This is a genomic window from Flaviramulus sp. (genome assembly GCF_982512915.1).
Window position 1 is genome coordinate 89,536 of sequence record NZ_CEWOCJ010000007.1, and the last position, 19,582, is coordinate 109,117.

The following is a 19,582-nucleotide window of genomic DNA, read 5'->3' on the forward strand; positions in this document are numbered from 1 at the left end:
TTCTAATAATCAACCAAATTAAAACAATTTTTTAAAAAAAATATTGATGCTTTAAATTAGTTTAAGTATTTTAATGAACTTTTAAAACCATCCATAAAATGACTCACTATAAGCAATTACTTTATCTTCTTCTTTTTATTTCGGTTACAACACCAGCTCAAGAATCACTCGTTAAAAATGTTCCTTTTACTAATATAGGGCCAACTATTATGAGTGGTCGCGTGGTGGATTTTGATGTAAACCCTGATAACCCAAACGAATTTTACGTTGCTTATGCTTCAGGTGGTTTATGGTATACCAATAATAATGGCACCTCTTTTACCTCTTTAACTGAAGAAGCACCAACTCAAAATATGGGTGATATTGCTATTGATTGGAATAATGGCACCATCTGGATTGGGACAGGCGAAAGTAATTCTTCACGATCATCTTATGCCGGAATAGGAGTTTTGAAAAGTAACGATAAAGGTAAAACTTGGATTAATGTAGGTTTACAAGATTCGCAACATATTGGAAGGCTCATCATCAATAAAAATAATCCCGATGAAGTTATAGTAGGTGCTATTGGACACTTATACACTCCAAATAAAGAAAGAGGTATTTACAAAACCAATGATGGTGGTAAAACCTGGAAAAACGTATTATTTATTAATGATAATACTGGAATTATAGATATTAGTGTATCGCCAACTAACCCAAATATTATGTATGCAGCGAGTTGGGAACGTATAAGAAAAGCTTGGGATTTTGATGGCGATGGAGAAAATTCAGCTATTTATAAAAGTATTGATGCTGGAAATACATGGATAAAATTAACTACAGAAAATTCTGGATTTCCTACTGGAAGTGGCGTAGGCAGAATTGGTTTATCAGCTTTTAATAATGATGTGATTTATGCCTTATTAGATAATCAATCTAGAAGACCAACAGAGCCTAAAAAAGATGAAGAAGGACTCAAAAAAAAGGACTTTAAAACCATGAACAATATTACATTTTTAGGCTTAAATGATAAACAACTTGAAAGCTATTTAAAAGACAACCGATTTGATAAAAAATACACAGCAGCAAATGTTAAAAAATCTGTAAGAGAAGGAACTGTGAATCCAAGTGACTTAGCGTTGTATCTTGAGGATGCTAATTCTGACATGTTTAAATCTGAAGTCATTGGTGCAGAAGTTTATAAATCTACTGATGGTGGTGTTTCTTGGAGTAAAACCCATAAAGGCTATATTGATGGTTTATACAGTTCTTATGGTTACTACTTTGGAGTTATTGCAGTTAATACATCCAATGAAAGTAAAATTTATTTATTAGGTGTGCCTATATTAAAGTCAGATGATGGTGGTGTGACGTTCAGTTCTATTGGGAAAGAAAATGTACATAGTGATCATCAAGCAATTTGGATAAACCCTAAACTAGAAGGCCATGTAATAAATGGTAATGACGGAGGTGTAAATATCACCTATGATGATGGTAAAAATTGGACTAAAAACAATTCTCCTGCTGTTGGACAGTTTTATTATATAACTGTAGATAATCAAAAACCATATAACGTTTATGGTGGTTTACAAGATAATGGCGTTTGGTTTGGCCCTAGCGATTATTCGGCATCAAAAAATTGGGAATCTCGAGGTGAATACCCATATAAAGGCATTGGCGGAGGAGATGGTATGCAAATTCAAGTAGATAGCAGAAATCATCATATAGTTTACTCAGGCTCTCAATTTGGAAATTACACACGTCAAAACCTAGAAACTGGAGACCGTTTAAGAATTAGTCCTAAACATGAATTGGGAGATTCGCCTTATCGTTTTAATTGGCAAACACCAATTTTACTGTCTTCTCATAACCAAGATATTTTATATATGGGCGCCAATAAACTTTTGCGTTCTATGGATCAAGGTGAAACTTTTGATGTGATATCAGGCGATTTAACTTCAGGAGGAAAAAAAGGAAATGTACCTTATGGTACATTAACTACTATTTCTGAAAGTCCATTTCAATTTGGTTTAATTTACACAGGTAGTGATGACGGTTATATTAATATGACTAATAATTCTGGTGCTACATGGACTAGAATTTCTAATAATTTACCTCAAAATCTTTGGGTTTCTAGAGTGATAGCTTCACAACATAACAAAAGTCGTGTTTATGCAACTTTAAACGGTTATAGAAATGACGATTTTAAAGCCTATGTTTATATGAGCAATGATTATGGAAAAACGTGGAAATCTATCAGTTCTAACCTGCCAAATAACGCATCTGTAAACGTTATTAAAGAAGATTCTGAAAATGAAAATCTAGTTTACTTAGGAACTGATAATGGCGTTTATGCCTCTTTCAACAATGGAACCCATTGGGAAGCTTTTGCAAAAGGGTTAACAACAGTTGCCGTACATGATTTAGTGATTCAACCAGAAGCTAAAGATTTGGTTGTTGGAACTCATGGAAGAAGTATATATAAAGCTGATATCTCAGTATTACAAAAACATCATACCATTGGAAATAAAGATATTGTTATTTTTGATATGGAATCTATAAGATTATCCAGCAGATGGGGAAGCTCTTGGGGTCAATTTTACCCTGCTTTTGAGCCTGAAACAATCATTAAATTTTATTCAAACTCAAAAACAAAATTAGACATTCATATTTTATCTGAAGCAAATTCAATTTTAAATACTATTTCTGTGGATGCTGATGCTGGTTATAATTATACAACCTACGATTTATCAATAACTAATTCTGGGAAAGAGGCTTTACAAGGTGAAAAACCGGAACTTAAAATAAGTGAAGCTCAAAACAAAAAAACGTATTTACCAAAAGGAAAATACACCATAGAAATTGAAAACAAAAAAACAACTTTAGAAATAAAATAAAGACAAAAAAAATATTGATAATTTGCATTTTCAACTTTTTAATGATTATATACTTTATTCAATAAAGTTTACGCAACCTTTTTAAAAATCAATCATCTTTAAATTAAAAATGGAATGAAAAAGCTGCTCTCTTTATTGTTTATAATATTATTATGTAATGCCTCTTGCAACAGTAATAATGATAACGAATTAAATAATACTTGTAATGTTTCAAATCCAACTAAAAATATTAGTTGGCTAAGAGAAGCTATAGAAGAACTTGAACGATCAAATTCTGATTTGAAACTATATTTTTATGTTTCTCAAAACACTTTAGAAGATGAAACTATTTTTATTTTTCCAAATTGTTGCCCTCAATGTAGTACTTTAATTCCTGTTTTTAATTGCGAAGGAACCCTACTAGGATATGTTGGGGACGAAAATTTTGAGAACTCTTTATTAGAAAATGACACTATTATTTGGAAACCAAAACAATTTTCTTGTTTTTAAAAAAATTCAGCTTCAAATAGACTTTTGAAATGATTTAATAATTTATGTTTAACTTCAGATTCATCAACAGCTCTAACCCCAAGCTCAACGTTTAAAGAGGTAACAGCTTTTCCTCTGATTCCGCACGGAATGATATTATCAAAATACCCTAGATCAGCATTAACATTAAGCGCAAAACCATGCATAGTTACCCAACGGCTAGCGCGCACACCCATTGCACAAATTTTTCGTGCAAATGGTGAACCAACATCAAGCCAAACGCCTGTTTCCCCGGGACTTCTTTCAGCCTTTAAACCATATTCAGCAAGTGTAAGAATAATCATTTCTTCCAAAAAGCGAAGGTATTTATGAATATCGGTGAAAAAGTTTTCTAAATCTAGAATAGGATATCCAACTATTTGCCCAGGACCATGATAAGTAATATCACCACCGCGATTAATTTTATAAAAAGTCGCGCCTTTTTCAGTGAGTTGCTGTTCGTTTAAAAGTAAGTTTGACAAATCGCCACTTTTACCTAAAGTATATACATGCGGATGCTCTACAAACAAAAAGTAATTTTTGGTTTTTAAACCAGCCTCTTCTCGCCTATTTTTTATTTTAGTGTCTACAATACCTTTAAACAATTGCTCTTGGTAATCCCAAGTTTGTTTATAGTCTTTAAAACCCAAATCTTGCAGTGCTACTTGTTTATTCATAGGCTGCAAAATTACGATATTTTTATGTTTTAATTTTTAGGATTATTTAGAATAACTAACGCTGCAATAACGCCCGGAACCCAGCCACAAAGCCATAATAAAAAAACAATAATTATGGAGCCGCAACCCTTATCTATAACAGCTAAAGGCGGACAAATGATAGACAATAAAACTCTCCAGATACTCATGGTTTGATTTGATTTGATTGATGAATTACATATAGGACGTAAAAGTAAGTTATATGTTACAATTTTGCGTTAGGGATTGAATTGGCATCCTTTTTTTTGGGACGAAAAAAAGATATAGCGTAAAGCCCGACCCTTGTGGTAACGCCCAAAAAATTTCATAAATCAATAATCGTAAATCGTAAATCAAATGATTATCTTTGTGCCTTTAAAATTTTATACAGTATTTAGACTATGTCGCAATTATCAGAGCAAGAACTTGTAAGAAGAGAAAAATTAGCAAAATTAAGAGCTTTAGGAATTAACCCATATCCCGCGGATTTATACCCAGTAAACAATACTTCTAAATCGATTAAAAAAGATTTTAAAGAGGGTGAAAAAGTTATTATTGCTGGCCGATTAATGTCTAGAAGGATACAAGGGAATGCCAGTTTTGCTGAGCTACAAGATTCTGAAGGACGTATACAAGTTTATTTTAACCGAGATGAAATTTGTGCCGGAGATGATAAAAGTAAATACAATGAAGTTTATAAAAAACTTTTAGACATAGGAGATTTTATTGGAATTGAAGGGGATTTGTTTAACACCAAAGTTGGTGAAAAAACAGTAATGGTAAAAAACTTTACTTTGTTAAGTAAAGCTTTAAAGCCACTTCCTTTGCCAAAGTTAGATGCCGAAGGAAATATTCATGATAAATTTGATGATCCTGAAATGCGTTACCGACAACGATATGCTGATTTGGTAGTAAATCCAAACGTAAAAGATGTGTTTGTGAAACGTACCAAATTGTTTAATGCGATGCGTTCATTTTTTAATAATGCTGGTTATTTTGAGGTTGAAACACCTGTTTTACAACCCATCCCAGGTGGTGCAGCAGCGCGTCCTTTCATGACTCATCACAATGCTTTAGATATCCCGCTATACATGCGTATTGCTAACGAATTATACCTAAAAAGATTAATTGTAGGAGGTTTTGATGGCGTTTATGAGTTTTCTAAAAACTTTAGAAATGAAGGGATGGATCGAACTCATAATCCTGAGTTTACTGCTATGGAAATTTATGTAGCATACAAAGATTACAACTGGATGATGGATTTCTGCGAGCAACTTTTAGAACATTGTGCTATAGCAGTAAATGGAACTACCAAAGCTACTTTTGGAAAACAAGACATAGATTTTAAAGCTCCTTATGCCAGAGTAACTATGACAGACTCCATAAAACATTTTACTGGTTTTGATATTACTGGTAAAAGTGAAGACGAAATACGGCAAGCTGCCAAAAACATGGGAATTGAAGTAGATAACACCATGGGTAAAGGCAAACTTATAGATGAAATTTTTGGCGAAAAATGTGAAGGCAATTACATACAGCCTACGTTTATTACTGATTACCCTAAAGAAATGAGCCCTTTATGCAAAGAACACCGTGAAAATCCTGAATTAACAGAACGTTTTGAGCTTATGGTTTGTGGTAAAGAGATTGCTAATGCTTACAGTGAATTAAACGACCCTATTGACCAAAGAGAACGTTTTGAGCACCAAATTGAACTTGCTAAAAAAGGTGACGACGAAGCTACAGGTGTTATTGATTATGACTTTTTACGTGCTCTTGAATATGGAATGCCTCCTACCTCAGGTATGGGAATTGGCATGGATAGATTAATTATGTTTTTAACAAATAACCAATCTATTCAAGAAGTTTTATTCTTTCCACAAATGCGCCCCGAAAAGAAACATGTAGAGATTAGCGAGGATGCCAAAGCTGTTTTTGAAATTCTTAAAAAAACTCAAAAATTAGAATTGAATGACTTAAAAATTCAGTCTGGTTTGTCTAATAAAAAATGGGATAAAACCATTAAAGAACTTACTAAAAACAACATTGCTAAAGTTGAAAAAACAGACAATGGGCTATTTATAGAAATACTTTAGCATTCATTACAAGATATTTTTAGTTAAAGAAATATTAAAATAAGCTTTTAATTTAATGATTATTGGGGTATTCCTTATTTTCACAAAAACTTTAAAGCTAACTGATTTGAAAAAACTAACCTTTAAACTACTCTTTGTAGTTTGTGCTTTTGTAGCATTTTCGTGTTCTACTACTAAAAAAGCAAGTAAATCTAAAAAAAATGCTCCTGTAGCGGCAACACCACCAGTAAAAAAACCTGGCAAAGATGACATCAAACCTTACAGTCAAGTAATAACTAAAGACGCTAAAACTGATAAAGGTCTTTTTGATGTGCATCAAATTGATGAATCCTATTTCTACGAAATTCCAGATTCTCTTTTCGAAAGAGAAATGATTATGGTTACACGTATAGCTAAAACTGCATCAGGATTAGGTTTTGGTGGCGGAAAACTGAGTGAACAAGTATTACGCTGGCAGAAGAAAGACAAAAAAGTACTTTTACGTATGGTATCTCATCAAGTGGTAGCAGCAGATTCTCTTCCGGTACATGAAGCTGTTGTTAACTCAAATTTTGAGCCAGTAATAGCTACTTTCCCTATTAAAGCAATTAGCAAAGATTCAACAAAAACAGTTATCGATGTAACTGATTTATTTTCTAAAGATGTAAAGCCTCTTGGTTACCCACAAAGAAGAAGACAAGAATACAAAATATCACGTTTAGATGACGCACTTTCCTATATAGAAAGTCTAAAATCGTATCCAACAAATATTGAGTCTCGAACTGTAAAAACTTATGCAGCTAGTGAACCACCATCAAATTCTAATACAGGGGCTATCACTTTAGAGATTAATAACTCTATGATTTTACTTCCTAAAGTACCTATGCAACGCCGTATGTTCGATCAACGTGTAGGTTGGTTTACAAGTGGGCAAACAGATTATGGTTTAAATGCACAAGAAAGTAAAAGCGTTACTTATTTAGATCGTTGGAGATTAGAGGTAAAGGATGAAGATATTGAAAAGTTTAAAAGAGGAGAACTTGTTGTACCTAAAAAACAAATTGTTTACTACATAGATAGAGCTACTCCGGAACAATGGAGAAAATATATTAAACAAGGTATTGAAGATTGGCAGGTTGCCTTCGAAGCTGCCGGTTTTAAGGAAGCAATTATTGCTAAAGACCCTCCATCTATAGAAGAAGACCCAGAATGGTCTCCTGAAGATGCTCGTTATTCGGTAGTAAGATATTTAGCATCTCCTATCCCTAATGCCAATGGGCCTCACGTAAGTGACCCAAGATCTGGTGAAATTTTAGAAAGCGATATTAACTGGTACCACAACGTAATGACCTTATTACGTAATTGGTTTTTTGTACAAACAGCAGCCATTAACCCAGATGCAAGAGGTGTTGCTTTTAAAGACGAAGTTATGGGACGTTTAATTCGTTTTGTGTCATCTCACGAAGTTGGACACACACTTGGTTTACCTCATAACATGGGAAGCAGCGTTGCTTATCCAGTAGAAAAATTACGTGATCCTGAGTTTACTAAAAAATTTGGAACGGCTCCATCAATTATGGATTATGCTCGTTTTAATTACGTAGCACAACCAGGTGATGAAGGTGTTGCTCTTATGCCAAATATTGGTATTTATGATAAATATTCCATTGAATGGGGCTACAGACCAATACTAGAAGCTAAAACAGCTGAAGATGAAAAGAAAACTTTAGATAGTTGGATTTTAAAACACGCTGAAGATCCAATGTATCGTTTTGGTAGACAGCAATTTGGAGTTATTGACCCAAGTTCTCAAACAGAAGATTTAGGAGATGATGCTGTTTTAGCGAGTCAATACGGCATAAAAAATCTTAAACGTATTGTGCCTAACTTAATTGAATGGACTGCCGAAGACGGTAAAAATTATGATGACTTAGAAACTATGTATAACGAAGTTTTAGGTCAGTACAACCGTTACATGGGACATGTTTCTGCAAACATTGGTGGTGTTTATGAATACTACAAAACCTACGATCAAGATGGTGCTGTTTACACACATGTACCTAAAGCACATCAGAAAAAAGCAATGAAATTTATACAAGATGAATTGTTTACAACTCCAAATTGGATGTTAGACAACAATATTTTTAACAAAATAGAAAGTGCTGGTAGTGTTGAACGTTTAAGAAGTACTCAAACAAGAACCTTAAATAATATTATGGATTTTGGACGTATGGCGCGTATGTTAGAAAATGAAACCATTAATATTAAAGATTCTTATGCTTTATTCGACATGATGAAAGATTTACGTAATGGCTTATTTAGTGAGTTAAGCACTGGTAAGAAAATAGATATTTACAGACGAAACCTGCAACGTGCTTACATTGAGCGTATGGAATTTATTATGGAAAATGAACAAAATATTCCAGCTGCAGTAAGGCGCTTCTTTGGAGGAACCCCAATAAATGTAAGTCAGTCTGATATTAGAGCTATTGTAAGAGCAGAGTTAAAATCACTTCGCAGTTCTTTGAGAAATGCTGGTGGCGCTGATTCTATGAGTAGAATTCATATAGCAGATGCATTGGAACGCGTTAACAATATTTTAGATCCTAAGTAGAAAAATAGAATATTCTGAAAGGCTTCAAACTACTATGTTTGAGGCCTTTTTTATTTTAAAATAACATCTATTGTGTTTAAATAATCTTGAAACTCAATTAAATTATTGTGGCTACCTCCACCAATAGTTATAAATTTTGTGTATTGTTTTGGCGATATTTGAAATAATTTTTCAGCTGAAGTATATGGCACTACGTTATCTTCAGTACCATGAAACATGGTTATGTCACAATTAACGTTTTTAATAAACTCAAAAGTTGGAAATTTATATTTTAAAAGTTGGTTTATTGGCAAAATAGGAAATCTATCTTTTGCTACATCTAAAATACTGTAATAAGGCGTTTCTAAAATAAGTTGCTTTGGATTTTTTTTTGATGCTAAATAAGAAGCTATTCCAGTTCCAAGAGAACGCCCATAAAGTACAATATCATTTTCATTGTAAGTTTTCAATAAGTGATTATAAAACAAATCGGCATCACTGTAAAAAGACTGTTCACTTAATTTACCAATACTTTTACCATAAGTTCTGTAATCCATAATCAAAACATCGTACTGTTTTTCAACAAAATACTCAGCTATTTTACCCCAACGAGATAAATCACCAGCGTTTCCATGAAAATAAAGTATGACACCTCTAGAATTTTCAACCTTAAAATGAACGGCATTAAGTTTGGAACCATCATCTGTATTTAAAGTTATTTCTTCAAAATAATACCTAAAATTAAACACATAATCTTGCTCTAAAACCGTAGGTAGAAACAATAATTTTTCTTGAATAAAATATAAAGTTGTAGTTATCATGATATATAAACTCAATAAAACTAAAAATAGTTTTTTAAGCTTTTGTTGGTTTAGAGCTATGTTTAACATGAATACTTGTGGTTGATAAATCGATATCTTGTTGGGTTGTATTGAGTATTTCATGTATCATTTTATGATACGATTCAAAATTATTCAAATTTTTATGCCCACCACCAATAACCGTATGTAACTTAGTTAATTTTGGGTTTATTTTAGACAGCTTTACACTTGTTTTGTAAGGAATTAATGTATCATTTGTTCCATGAATAATATGAATAGGACATTTTACATACTTTAACCATTTATAAGTTGGTAAAGGATATTTTATCAATAACGATAGAGGCATAAATGGCGCATAACGAGCTGTAACTTTGGTTAAACTGTAGTATGGCGCATCTAAAACTAGCATTTTAGGGCTATTCATAGATGCCAATTTTGCCGCAAAACCAGACCCTAAACTTCTTCCGTAAAGTATAATTCTATCTTCTTTAGTGAGCTCTTTTATTTTATTATAAACTTCCTGTAAATCACGCTTAATCGCTTTTTGCGATCGCCTTCCTGTACTTTTACCAAAACCCCTATAATCTAACATCAAAACATTATACCCATGCCTTGTAAAATCTACTGCAAACTTACCCCAACCTTTGATGCTTTTAGAATTTCCTTTTAAATATAAAACAACACCTTTACTTTCACATTTAGGAAAAAATCTTAACCCATTAATAGTGGCGCCATCTCTTGTCTCTAAATTATATTCTTTAATTTCTTGATTTTCATAATAAAACTGAAAATCTTTAGATAATTTTTCAGGTTTAAAGAGCATATAATCTTGCAGATAATAAAGCGCCACACTTATAACGATATAAGCTATACATACAATTATTGTAATATGAAACACATATGACATTTCTTAACAGATTGATGGAATACTAATATACAATAATTTTAAAACCCCGTAACTAAAAGCTACGAGGCTTTGGATTAACTAACAACCATCAAAACAACCCTTTATTTCTTGTTTTGAATATTAAACTAAACATCTTCTTTTAAATTTCTATCGATATATTGAATGTCTCTGGTATTTTTCTGTACAGCAATACCAGAAAATAAACTTAACAAAAACGACATAGCATAAAACCCTTTTTCACTCAGTAACAAATCAGCATTCCACAAACCAATAACTAATAAAACAATAGAAGCTATGGTTGCAAACCAACTAATACTATAATAAATATCAGTAACTGGAATATCTTCCATTTTGTCTCTCACCGCTTTTTGAACTGAAATTACAGAAAACAACCCGAAAAGAAGTATTGTAAAATAATACCCTTTCTCGTTTAGCATCATATCTGCATTCCACAAACCTATTAAATAAGACGTCATACCAACTAATAAAGAAGACCATGATGCACCTATAAATGCTAACGTTGGTTTTTGATCGAAAACTTTAATTTCTTTTTTTGATTTCGTTTCTTTTGATTTTTCATCAACTGAAACCGTTGTTTGATAATTCATAATTTTCTGTTTTAATGATTAATAATTACTGTAACAAACTTGCTTCTGTTTCTTATAGTTTGTTTTTAATTGATTGCTTTAATTATTATTAGCATTTTTATTAATAAAAAATGTAAAAACAACTCCGATGAAAATTAAAATAAGAGAAGGATAAAAACTAAAAAACGCCAAAATTCCGGGTATTATGGCATTACCAGCCTCAACTAAACCTAAGGCATCTAAACAAAGTAATAGAAATAAAGGACCAGAACCCATAATTAATAGAATAAGTCCAACCTTTAATGTAATATGCCATCTAGCATTTCTAATTTTCTTAATTTTCAAATTTGATTTCAAAATTTTTTATTTTAATGATCACTCGACAAAACTGCAAAACTTCTTAAACACACAAAATACCATATTCTATAAAAACTGACGATATAAATTATATTTATATGTACTAAAGTATAATTTTTATTGATATTAGTAATATAATTAATAACGATTAAATGACTGATTTAAATGATATTATTTTAACATTTTCTGTTGAAGAACAACAAAAGTTTACAGTTTATTTAGAGAAAAAAAATAAACGTACCGATATTAAAAACATCAAACTTTTTAATATGTTATTAATCGATGAACTAGATTCTAAAACAATTTGCAAAAAGCTTTACGGCACAGAAAAACATAATGCTTATTACGCATTAAGAAAACGCTTGCACGAATCTGTTATTGATTTTACAGCAAACCAAAGATTGCAAGAAGAAGGCTCTGTAGAGATGCAGATTATAAAATATATTTTAGCTTCAAAATCATTTTTACAACAAAAACAGTTTAAAGTTGCCTATAAAATTTTAGAAAAAGCTGAGAATCTAGCTATAGAACATTCTCTATTTCCATTACTAAATGAAATTTATCATACTAAAATTCAATATGCATATGCAAATCCTTTCATAGAACTTGAACCTTTAATTATAAAATTTAAAAACAATCAAAAAAGTATTCTTTTAGAAGATGAACTTAACATTATTTATACAAAAATTAGGAAAACCATTAATAATATGTCTTTTAAAGGCGAGGTGTTGGATTTTCAAACCATTTTAGAAACCACTTTTAAAGCACATCAAATCACTATTAACGATGGGATGTCTTTTAAATCGCTTTATCAATTAGTAACCATTTCAAGTATTTCAGCTTTTGTAACAAAAGATTATTTAAAAATTGAACCTTTTTTAATTAATACCTACAAATCCATCTTAAAACATAAAAACAAAGAGAAGCAATCCTTTTATCATATTCAGATTCTATACGCTATAGCGAATACACTTTTCAGAAATAAAAAATTTGATGAATCATTATCCTACTTAGAAATTATGCATGAGCACATGCAATTAAAAAACCAAAAGCATTATAAGACCTTTAAATTAAAATATCATTTACTATGGGCTTTAAACTTAAATTACAGTAATAAACAAGAATTAGCTATTAGTGCTTTAACTCCTTTTACCCACAAAAAACATGATGATATGGAATCATTACTAGATATCCATTTAAGTTTAATTGTGTTTTATTTTCAAAGAAATGAATTTAAAAAAGCGCATCATATTTTTAGTAAATTTTATCATACAGATAAATGGTATATTGAAAAAGCTGGACAAGAATGGGTTATAAAAAAGAATTTAATAGAAATCTTATTACATATCGAACTCTACAATATCGATTTAGTTGAGTCGAGACTACAAAGCTTTAAAAGGCTTTATTTCCCCTATTTAAAAAATATCAATCAAGAACGTGTAATCACATTTTTAAGTTTTGTTGAAGCCTATTATAAAAACCCTAAAACTACAACCTCAAAAGCTTTTATAGAGAAGGTTGAAAAATCATTTGAGTGGGTTGGAACGTATCGAGAAGATATTTTTGTTATGAGTTTTTACAGTTGGCTAAAAAGTAAAATGAATAACACCAACTTATTCACCACCACCTTAAACCTTATTGCACAATCTGAAAAAGAAATAAACAACATATAAAAATATTTGAACTTTATTTATTTTTGACACATGCTAATAAGAATCTTTATAACGATTGTTTGTTTTTACTCCCAAACACTATTGGCACAAGTAAAAGATAACCTCTCTTTTAAAAACGGCATAGACAACCCTAGCTTATTAAGCACCCATCACTTTGGCATTTTTAGTTCTCGTATTAATACTAATTTTAAATACACAGCACCTAAAAAAACAACCATAAGTATAAATTCAGCAAGTGGTAATAATTTTCATCCTTTTGTAGAAGGTTATTTTCCAAAAGATCTTGAAATAAGAAGTCAATTTAGTGAAACCATTTGGCACGATAGAGGTTTTAATTTTATTGATCAAGAAACAACACCAGCAGATTACATGAATATAGTAATAGATGCTGTAATAAAAGAGTTTAGATTAAGTTTAAATATCCCTGTTGCGAAAAAACACGAAATAAATATTAACTTAAGATCTTATCTAATAACAAAGGGGAAACATCCTTTTTCATTTATTACAAGTGACGAAAGTATTGAATGGTTTCATAGCAACATAGCTGGAGGTGAAGATCCATACGGAAGAAGATACTATGGACTAAACCAAGTAAATTTTGAATATTTTGATAAAAACGGGAATACTTTAAAACTAAATAATAACGACTTTTTTATTGGAGGCATAGAAATAAACCACTTTTACTACCCAACACTTTCTATAAATAAAACCAAAAATATATTTTTAAACTTTGGGAATCACATAGGTATTAATACTTCAAAATTTAATCCCTCAATAGATGTTGGTGTTTCCGTAAATGCCATAGAAAGAATCCTTTTAAAAAATAATTATGAATTCAATATCGGAATTGGAGCAAATATTTTACGCAAAAATTTAATCAATTTTAATGAAGTAATAGATCTAGGAAACAATAAATATCTAGCAACTATTGAAAGTAATCTGGAAATAACGAAATACACAAAAAGAGGTAATTTTAATGCCTTTGGAATAAATTATCAAATACAATCTCGATACAATAAAAAAGAAGAAGCCAGTTATTTTTCACTGAAAGGTAAATGGCAAGAAATAAATGGCGGTTGGCAACATGGTGTAACTACCTTATATAAAGCACAATCAAATTGGAGTTTTACTTACAGTTACGGAAAGCCAAATTTTCAATTATCCTTATATCTAAAGGAAGATTTTTTAGTTAACAATGCTCCTGATTTTCAAACAGGCGCCCTTTTAAAAATACCTTTTTTAAATTAAGTTTTATCTCTAGATTACTACGCTTTTCTGTTAAAATCCCGTTAAATTTAAATTTCATATTAAACTATTCCACTTAAGGAAAGTCCTAGTAGTAAATAATTTAAACTTTATTAAGATGAAAAAATTAGTATTTATTGCTTTAGCGTTTATAGCATTACAAGCAACAGCACAAGAAAACAAAAAAGAAAAACCAAACAAAGCTGAAAGAGCCGAAAAAATGATGGATATTCCTGCGGTAGAAATGGCAACCCTCCAAACAAAAAAAATGACCTTGCATTTAGATTTAAATGAATCTCAACAAAAAGAAATTCAAAAAATAAATTTAGAGAATGCTACAAAAAGAAAAGCGATGATGGAAAGCCGGAAAGCGCAAAAAGAAAGTGGCGAACTAAAAAAAACTACTGATGAGGAACGTTTAAAGATGGCAAATGATAGATTGGATGACAAAATTGCTATGAAAGCAAAAATGAAAGAAATTTTAAATGAAGAGCAATATGCTAAGTGGGAAAAAGCAGAATCTAGAATGGCTATGAATGAAAAAGGGAAGAAAGAAGGCATGAAAAAACGCATGCAAAAGAAAGAACAAAAATAAATTAGTTTATTAGTTTTAGTTAGTTGACAAAAAGCACATTTCTAAATTTAGAAATGTGCTTTTTTTATAATGTTTTAGACACAGTATTTACAGCAGCAATGGTGAAATCTAAATCCTGATAAGTTAAAGCATCTGTTATAAACCAAGTTTCAAAAGCACTAGGTGCAATGTAAATACCATGATTTAACATCCCATGGAAGAATTTTTTAAAAGTATCATTATTACCTTTAGCTGCTGTATCAAAATCTACTACGTTAGCTTCATCAAAATGCACAGAAATCATAGATCCAATACGGTTTATTGTGTGTGTAATATTGTTTTCATTTAAAACTTTTGCAATACCTAAATGCAGGTATTCAGTTTTTTTAGCCAAACGATTAAAAATTTCTTTATCATTATTAAGTTCTGTCAACATAGCTAAACCTGCCGCCATAGCCAATGGATTCCCGCTTAATGTACCTGCTTGATAAACAGGTCCTAAAGGCGCTAAAAAATTCATAATTTCATGCCTTGCTGCAAAAGCACCAACTGGTAATCCACCACCTATCACTTTTCCAAAACAAATAATATCTGCATTTATATCAAACAATTCTTGAGCACCACCTTTAGCTAAACGAAAACCCGTCATTACCTCATCAAAAACTAATAAAATACGATTAGCATCACACAAATCTCTCAAACTTTGTAAAAAACCTTGGTTTGGAGGAATACACCCCATGTTACCTGCAACAGGCTCTATAATAATGCAGGCAATTTGATTTTTATTAGCTTGAATCAATTCATTGACATTTCCAACATCATTATAACGTGCCAACAAAGTATCTTTAGCCGTTCCTTTTGTAACTCCAGGACTATTAGGTGTCCCAAAAGTACTTGCGCCACTTCCTGCTTGTATTAAAAAAGAGTCTGAATGTCCATGATAACAACCAGCAAACTTGATGATTTTATCTTTTCCTGTAAAACCACGCGCTAAACGAACCGCACTCATACAAGCCTCAGTACCCGAATTTACAAACCGAATTTTATCAATATTTGGCACCATAGAAACAGCTAACTCAGCTATTTGAGTTTCAATTTCAGTAGGCATACCAAACGAAGTTCCTTTTTTAGCTTTTTCCACAACCGCGTTAACAACAGGCTCAAAAGCATGACCTAAAATCATCGGCCCCCAAGAATTTATATAATCAATTAAACGATTGTTATCTTCATCAAATAAATAAGCCCCTTTTGCTTCTTTAACAAAAATCGGGGTTCCTCCTACACCCTTAAAAGCTCTTACAGGTGAGTTTACCCCACCAGGAATAACTTTTTCAGCTTGCGCAAACAATGCGCTACTTCTTTTGTAAATCATTAATTTTCTGTTATTGGTTTTATTAATAGAATTTGACCAATACTTAGTGTAGTATCTTTTAAACTATTAATAGTTTGAAGTTCTTTTACTGTAATATTATACCGTTTTGAAATAGAATATAAAGTATCCCCTTTTGAAACTGTATAGGAAATAAATTCATCATTTGGAGACTCGTTTTTAATATAAGCTTCCCCCAAAACTTCCTTATCTAATGCATCTAAATTATAACGCTCAATTAAACTAATTAATTTTTCAGGGTATTTTCTATCTGTAGCATAACCAGCAGTTCTTAACCCTCTTGCCCAACCTTTATAGTCTTCCATTTTTAAATCAAATAAATTAGAATATCGCTTACGTTCTGTCAGAAACAATGAATGATCCCTAAATGAATACTTTGGATCGTTATACTTCCTGAAACATTCTTGTTTTTCATCATCATCATGATAAATTTTGCCACCCGTCCATTCGTGACATTTTATACCAAAATGGTTATTAGCTTCGACTGATAATCTGCCATTTCCCGATCCAGATTCAAGAATTCCTTGAGCAATGGTAATACTCGCAGGAATATTATAAAGTCGCATCTCATTTTGGGCTATTTCTTTATAAATATCTATGTACTTCTCAGTAGCACTAGCATAAGTTTTTACAGTTTCTGTTATTGTTTTTTCTGTTTCTATAATACTTTCTTTAGCTTCTCTAACTTCAGTTTTTGGCTTTTTAGCTACAACGCTTTTTTTAGCTTTACAACTAAAAAATAAAGCACCTAAGCACAATATTATAACTATTCTTCTTGTCATTAAACTAAGCAATTAGTGGTAAATTTTTCTTTTTTAAAACTGCATTCATTCCTGCTATTCCTTGTAAACCTCCGGTATGAATGATTAATATTTTTGAGCCTTTCGGAAAATAATTTTTAGCTATTAAATCAAAAACTCCAAACATCATTTTACCTGTATAAACAGGATCTAAAGGCATGTTATAATTCTTTTTAAACTTATTGATAAAACTGACTAAAGTGGTGTTTATTTTAGCATACCCTCCAAAATGATAATCAGTAATTAATTCCCAATTCGTTTTAGTTGCAAATTTAGCAATATCTTCTTGTAAAAAATCACCTTTTAAAGCTGGAAAACCTAAAATTTTTTGATTTTGATTTGAACTATTTATAAGTCCAGAAATAGTACCTCCAGTTCCTACACAAGTACATACAAAATCAAAACTTTTATCTGCTTCTGTCAAAATTTCTTCGCATCCTTTAATCGCTAGTGCATTGGTTCCTCCTTCCGGAATCAAATAAAAACTTCCAAACTCTTCTTCCAATTTAGTAATAAAATTTAAGTCGATTTTTTCATAATAAAGATTTCTGGAAACAAACTTAAATTGCATACCACATTGTTTTGCAAAAGACAAAGTTGGATTACTATCGATGTTATCAAACATCTCCTCTCCTCTTATAACGCCTATCGTATTAAAACCAAAAATCTTACCCGCTGAAGCCACTGCTACTATATGGTTTGAAAAAGCACCACCAAAGGTCAACAAGGTTTTTAAACCCTGTTTTTCAGCTTCAAAAAGATTGTATTTTAGCTTTCGATATTTATTACCTGATACAAACGGATGTATTTTATCTTCCCGTTTTAGAAATAGCTCAACCATGCTTACATTTGGTAAATGAATAGTTTGATTGATACTATCTTCGAGTTTAAATTTCATGTTTGTAAAGATACTTCAAAAATGCCCAAAATGGTCGATTGTTTAAATACTCAAAATCATTTTTATTAGTATAAGCCTCTTGTTCAAAAGAAATATTTATGTAAGCCCGATGCCAATTTCTATATTGAAAGAACCTAAATAAAAACTCCAAAACGTAGATTATATAAAAGGGTAAAACTAATAATTGTAATTGTTGTTTTAAATGAATCTTTTCATGATTTAGCAAAACTTTATTCATTTTCAAATGTTTAGATTTCAAAAAAACAAATGGGAAAATAGTTAAGCCAGCATACCCATTAGGAACCAAATATTTTGAAATAAAAATCATGTTTTATAGCTTTCAAAAATCAATCCAATTTACGTTATCTTTGTAAAAGATGAAAAAAATAGTACCTATAGAAGCAGGTGATTACTACTTAACACCAGAAGGTTATCGATGTTTTACTGAACAATATCATTTAAAAAGAGGATATTGTTGTGAAAGTGGATGCCGACATTGCCCTTATGGTTTTAATAAAAAAACGAATAAGCAAAAGAACTAGAGGGTCTTAACAAGCATTTTAACTTTTATTATTGGTATGATTATTGATGTTAATTAAAAATAAAAAGTTAAAAAAGTATTCTTAAACCTTACTTTAATTAACGATAAACTTAAAAAATATAGCTATGAAAAGACTCTTAAAAACATTATCCATTTTAGCTTTACTAATTATTGTGACTTCTTGTAGCTCTGTAAGGGTGGCTACAGACTACGATCAAAACGTTGCTTTTAATGAATATAAAACTTTTGCTTTTTTTAAAACAGGCATAGACAAAGCCGAAATTAACGATTTGGATAAACGTAGAATCCTACGTGCTATTGAAGCAGAACTTTTAGCCAAAGGCTTTACCAAATCAGAAAATCCAGATTTACTAGTTAGTCTTTTTACAAAATCTCAACAACGTGTTGATGTTTACAACAATGCTTGGGGCATGGGCGCTTGGGGTTGGGGTGGCTGGGGCTGGGGAGGCTTTGGACCCGGATTTGGACCTGGTTGGGGTTGGGGTTGGAACAATCAACCAAGCACATCAGTGAGTGTTGAAGGCGTTTTATATATAGATTTAATTGATGCTAATAAAAAAGAATTAGTTTGGCAAGGCATGGGAACCGGATTTTTAAGCAGAAATATGGATAAGAAAGAACAACGAATTAAAGAATTTGTTACTAAGATTATGGAAAAATACCCTCCCGAATCTCAAAGATAATATAAAAAAAAGCAACTTTTTCAAGTTGCTTTTTTTATGGAAAATATGGCTTAGCGTAGCCATTATCTACTAACCATTGGTTTACTTCTAAACCATCTTCCAAAACAATGTTTGCCAAATAACGCCCATACTTACCTTGTTTATCTTTATAAGATCTTATGGTAACATCTTTATTCAAAACCATCTCTCGAAGTATATCTCTAACTTTCAAACCTTCTTGCTTATCTTCACCTCGCAACGCTGGTGTATCTAAACCATACAATCGCAATTTCATTTCTTGAAAATGTAAAAAACCTAAATCTACCATGGCTGTTACGGTATCGCCATCATAAACATCAA

General features: G+C 31.3%; 20 protein-coding genes. 9 read left to right on the forward strand and 11 right to left on the reverse strand.

From position 1 onward, the window contains the following. The first annotated feature begins 98 nt into the window (after positions 1–98). Both AC1XJX_RS06870 and AC1XJX_RS06875 read left to right on the forward strand, forming a co-directional pair. On the forward strand, positions 99–2,876 hold the full coding sequence (locus tag AC1XJX_RS06870) for a VPS10 domain-containing protein (protein ID WP_482003228.1): 2,778 nt from the start codon (positions 99–101) through the stop codon (positions 2,874–2,876). Between the two features lie 114 nt (positions 2,877–2,990). Continuing rightward, positions 2,991–3,365, forward strand: coding sequence for a hypothetical protein (locus AC1XJX_RS06875; RefSeq protein ID WP_482003229.1), 375 nt, complete (start codon positions 2,991–2,993; stop codon positions 3,363–3,365). Here AC1XJX_RS06875 and lipB read toward each other — a convergent pair. Together lipB and AC1XJX_RS06885 are read right to left on the reverse strand one after the other, a co-directional pair. Further along, entirely contained in the window at positions 3,362–4,060 is a 699-nt protein-coding gene (lipB, locus tag AC1XJX_RS06880) for a lipoyl(octanoyl) transferase LipB (RefSeq protein WP_482003230.1), read from the reverse strand. The two genes, AC1XJX_RS06875 and lipB, sit on opposite strands and share 4 nt — an antisense overlap. A 29-nt stretch (positions 4,061–4,089) precedes the next feature. Continuing rightward, the gene (locus AC1XJX_RS06885) at positions 4,090–4,248 is read right to left on the reverse strand and encodes a YqaE/Pmp3 family membrane protein (RefSeq protein ID WP_106659621.1); all 159 of its coding nucleotides are present in this window, start codon (positions 4,246–4,248) and stop codon (positions 4,090–4,092) included. A 231-nt stretch (positions 4,249–4,479) separates the two neighbouring features. Here AC1XJX_RS06885 and lysS point away from each other — a divergent pair, with 231 nt between their 5' ends. Beyond that, positions 4,480–6,174 (forward strand): lysine--tRNA ligase, encoded by a 1,695-nt coding sequence (lysS, locus tag AC1XJX_RS06890; protein ID WP_482003231.1) that lies wholly within the window; start codon positions 4,480–4,482, stop codon positions 6,172–6,174. A gap of 55 nt (positions 6,175–6,229) precedes the next feature. Next, positions 6,230–8,767: a zinc-dependent metalloprotease gene (locus AC1XJX_RS06895; RefSeq protein ID WP_482003232.1), complete on the forward strand. Its 2,538-nt coding sequence runs from the start codon at positions 6,230–6,232 to the stop codon at positions 8,765–8,767. A gap of 50 nt (positions 8,768–8,817) precedes the next feature. Here the strand turns inward: AC1XJX_RS06895 and AC1XJX_RS06900 are convergent, their stop codons facing one another. The 4 genes from AC1XJX_RS06900 to AC1XJX_RS06915 all read right to left on the reverse strand — a co-directional run bounded on the left by AC1XJX_RS06900 (position 8,818) and on the right by AC1XJX_RS06915 (position 11,406). Beyond that, the gene (locus AC1XJX_RS06900; protein WP_482003233.1) at positions 8,818–9,567 is read right to left on the reverse strand and encodes an alpha/beta hydrolase; all 750 of its coding nucleotides are present in this window, start codon (positions 9,565–9,567) and stop codon (positions 8,818–8,820) included. Positions 9,568–9,601: 34 nt separating this feature from the next. Next, a complete protein-coding gene (locus tag AC1XJX_RS06905; protein WP_482003234.1) occupies positions 9,602–10,474 on the reverse strand; it encodes an alpha/beta hydrolase in 873 nt (290 codons plus the stop codon). 125 nt (positions 10,475–10,599) lie between these two features. Continuing rightward, a complete protein-coding gene (gene yiaA / locus AC1XJX_RS06910) occupies positions 10,600–11,082 on the reverse strand; it encodes an inner membrane protein YiaA (protein WP_482003235.1) in 483 nt (160 codons plus the stop codon). 78 nt (positions 11,083–11,160) lie between these two features. Beyond that, positions 11,161–11,406: a hypothetical protein gene (locus tag AC1XJX_RS06915; protein WP_482003236.1), complete on the reverse strand. Its 246-nt coding sequence runs from the start codon at positions 11,404–11,406 to the stop codon at positions 11,161–11,163. A gap of 164 nt (positions 11,407–11,570) precedes the next feature. Between AC1XJX_RS06915 and AC1XJX_RS06920 the strand changes: the two genes are divergently transcribed. The 3 genes from AC1XJX_RS06920 (at position 11,571) to AC1XJX_RS06930 (ending at position 14,931) form a co-directional block, all read left to right on the forward strand. Further along, the gene (locus tag AC1XJX_RS06920; RefSeq protein ID WP_482003237.1) at positions 11,571–13,091 is read left to right on the forward strand and encodes a hypothetical protein; all 1,521 of its coding nucleotides are present in this window, start codon (positions 11,571–11,573) and stop codon (positions 13,089–13,091) included. A gap of 81 nt (positions 13,092–13,172) precedes the next feature. After that, positions 13,173–14,339, forward strand: coding sequence for a hypothetical protein (locus AC1XJX_RS06925; protein ID WP_482003238.1), 1,167 nt, complete (start codon positions 13,173–13,175; stop codon positions 14,337–14,339). Positions 14,340–14,454: 115 nt separating this feature from the next. Then, entirely contained in the window at positions 14,455–14,931 is a 477-nt protein-coding gene (locus AC1XJX_RS06930; protein ID WP_482003239.1) for a hypothetical protein, read from the forward strand. Positions 14,932–14,995: 64 nt separating this feature from the next. On the opposite strand, the gene hemL is transcribed toward AC1XJX_RS06930, so the two are convergent. The 4 genes from hemL to AC1XJX_RS06950 are packed head-to-tail and all read right to left on the reverse strand — an operon-like array spanning position 14,996 to position 18,326. Further along, positions 14,996–16,282 carry a glutamate-1-semialdehyde 2,1-aminomutase gene (gene hemL / locus AC1XJX_RS06935; protein ID WP_482003240.1) on the reverse strand — a complete coding sequence of 429 codons (1,287 nt, stop codon included), beginning with the start codon at positions 16,280–16,282 and terminating at the stop codon, positions 14,996–14,998. Further along, entirely contained in the window at positions 16,282–17,082 is an 801-nt protein-coding gene (locus AC1XJX_RS06940) for a glucosaminidase domain-containing protein (RefSeq protein WP_482003241.1), read from the reverse strand. Before AC1XJX_RS06940 ends, hemL begins: the two co-directional genes overlap by 1 nt. Positions 17,083–17,086: 4 nt before the next feature. Continuing rightward, positions 17,087–17,998: a 1-aminocyclopropane-1-carboxylate deaminase/D-cysteine desulfhydrase gene (locus tag AC1XJX_RS06945; RefSeq protein WP_482003242.1), complete on the reverse strand. Its 912-nt coding sequence runs from the start codon at positions 17,996–17,998 to the stop codon at positions 17,087–17,089. Beyond that, complete coding sequence (locus AC1XJX_RS06950) at positions 17,988–18,326, reverse strand: hypothetical protein (RefSeq protein ID WP_482003243.1); 339 nt, start codon at positions 18,324–18,326, stop codon at positions 17,988–17,990. The genes AC1XJX_RS06945 and AC1XJX_RS06950 overlap by 11 nt, the downstream gene beginning before the upstream one ends. A 49-nt stretch (positions 18,327–18,375) precedes the next feature. Here AC1XJX_RS06950 and AC1XJX_RS06955 point away from each other — a divergent pair, with 49 nt between their 5' ends. Together AC1XJX_RS06955 and AC1XJX_RS06960 are read left to right on the forward strand one after the other, a co-directional pair. Next, positions 18,376–18,540: a C1orf53 family protein gene (locus AC1XJX_RS06955; RefSeq protein ID WP_482003244.1), complete on the forward strand. Its 165-nt coding sequence runs from the start codon at positions 18,376–18,378 to the stop codon at positions 18,538–18,540. Between the two features lie 124 nt (positions 18,541–18,664). Then, positions 18,665–19,243 carry a DUF4136 domain-containing protein gene (locus tag AC1XJX_RS06960; protein ID WP_482003245.1) on the forward strand — a complete coding sequence of 193 codons (579 nt, stop codon included), beginning with the start codon at positions 18,665–18,667 and terminating at the stop codon, positions 19,241–19,243. Between the two features lie 34 nt (positions 19,244–19,277). On the opposite strand, the gene AC1XJX_RS06965 is transcribed toward AC1XJX_RS06960, so the two are convergent. Then, complete coding sequence (locus AC1XJX_RS06965; RefSeq protein WP_482003246.1) at positions 19,278–19,550, reverse strand: thermonuclease family protein; 273 nt, start codon at positions 19,548–19,550, stop codon at positions 19,278–19,280. Positions 19,551–19,582: the final 32 nt, after the last annotated feature.

Bases quoted from the DNA above. Each gene is read 5' to 3' on its own strand.
- AC1XJX_RS06875 (WP_482003229.1), top strand. From the start codon at position 2,991: ATGAAAAAGCTGCTCTCTTTATTGTTTATAATATTATTATGTAATGCC.
- lipB (WP_482003230.1), bottom strand. From the start codon at position 4,060: ATGAATAAACAAGTAGCACTGCAAGATTTGGGTTTTAAAGACTATAAA.
- yiaA (WP_482003235.1), bottom strand. From the start codon at position 11,082: ATGAATTATCAAACAACGGTTTCAGTTGATGAAAAATCAAAAGAAACG.
- lysS (WP_482003231.1), top strand. From the start codon at position 4,480: ATGTCGCAATTATCAGAGCAAGAACTTGTAAGAAGAGAAAAATTAGCA.
- hemL (WP_482003240.1), bottom strand. From the start codon at position 16,282: ATGATTTACAAAAGAAGTAGCGCATTGTTTGCGCAAGCTGAAAAAGTT.
- AC1XJX_RS06960 (WP_482003245.1), top strand. From the start codon at position 18,665: ATGAAAAGACTCTTAAAAACATTATCCATTTTAGCTTTACTAATTATT.
- AC1XJX_RS06950 (WP_482003243.1), bottom strand. From the start codon at position 18,326: ATGATTTTTATTTCAAAATATTTGGTTCCTAATGGGTATGCTGGCTTA.
- AC1XJX_RS06945 (WP_482003242.1), bottom strand. From the start codon at position 17,998: ATGAAATTTAAACTCGAAGATAGTATCAATCAAACTATTCATTTACCA.
- AC1XJX_RS06895 (WP_482003232.1), top strand. From the start codon at position 6,230: ATGATTATTGGGGTATTCCTTATTTTCACAAAAACTTTAAAGCTAACT.
- AC1XJX_RS06930 (WP_482003239.1), top strand. From the start codon at position 14,455: ATGAAAAAATTAGTATTTATTGCTTTAGCGTTTATAGCATTACAAGCA.
- AC1XJX_RS06965 (WP_482003246.1), bottom strand. From the start codon at position 19,550: ATGGTAGATTTAGGTTTTTTACATTTTCAAGAAATGAAATTGCGATTG.
- AC1XJX_RS06940 (WP_482003241.1), bottom strand. From the start codon at position 17,082: ATGACAAGAAGAATAGTTATAATATTGTGCTTAGGTGCTTTATTTTTT.
- AC1XJX_RS06870 (WP_482003228.1), top strand. From the start codon at position 99: ATGACTCACTATAAGCAATTACTTTATCTTCTTCTTTTTATTTCGGTT.
- AC1XJX_RS06900 (WP_482003233.1), bottom strand. From the start codon at position 9,567: ATGATAACTACAACTTTATATTTTATTCAAGAAAAATTATTGTTTCTA.
- AC1XJX_RS06905 (WP_482003234.1), bottom strand. From the start codon at position 10,474: ATGTCATATGTGTTTCATATTACAATAATTGTATGTATAGCTTATATC.
- AC1XJX_RS06955 (WP_482003244.1), top strand. From the start codon at position 18,376: ATGAAAAAAATAGTACCTATAGAAGCAGGTGATTACTACTTAACACCA.
- AC1XJX_RS06885 (WP_106659621.1), bottom strand. From the start codon at position 4,248: ATGAGTATCTGGAGAGTTTTATTGTCTATCATTTGTCCGCCTTTAGCT.
- AC1XJX_RS06920 (WP_482003237.1), top strand. From the start codon at position 11,571: ATGACTGATTTAAATGATATTATTTTAACATTTTCTGTTGAAGAACAA.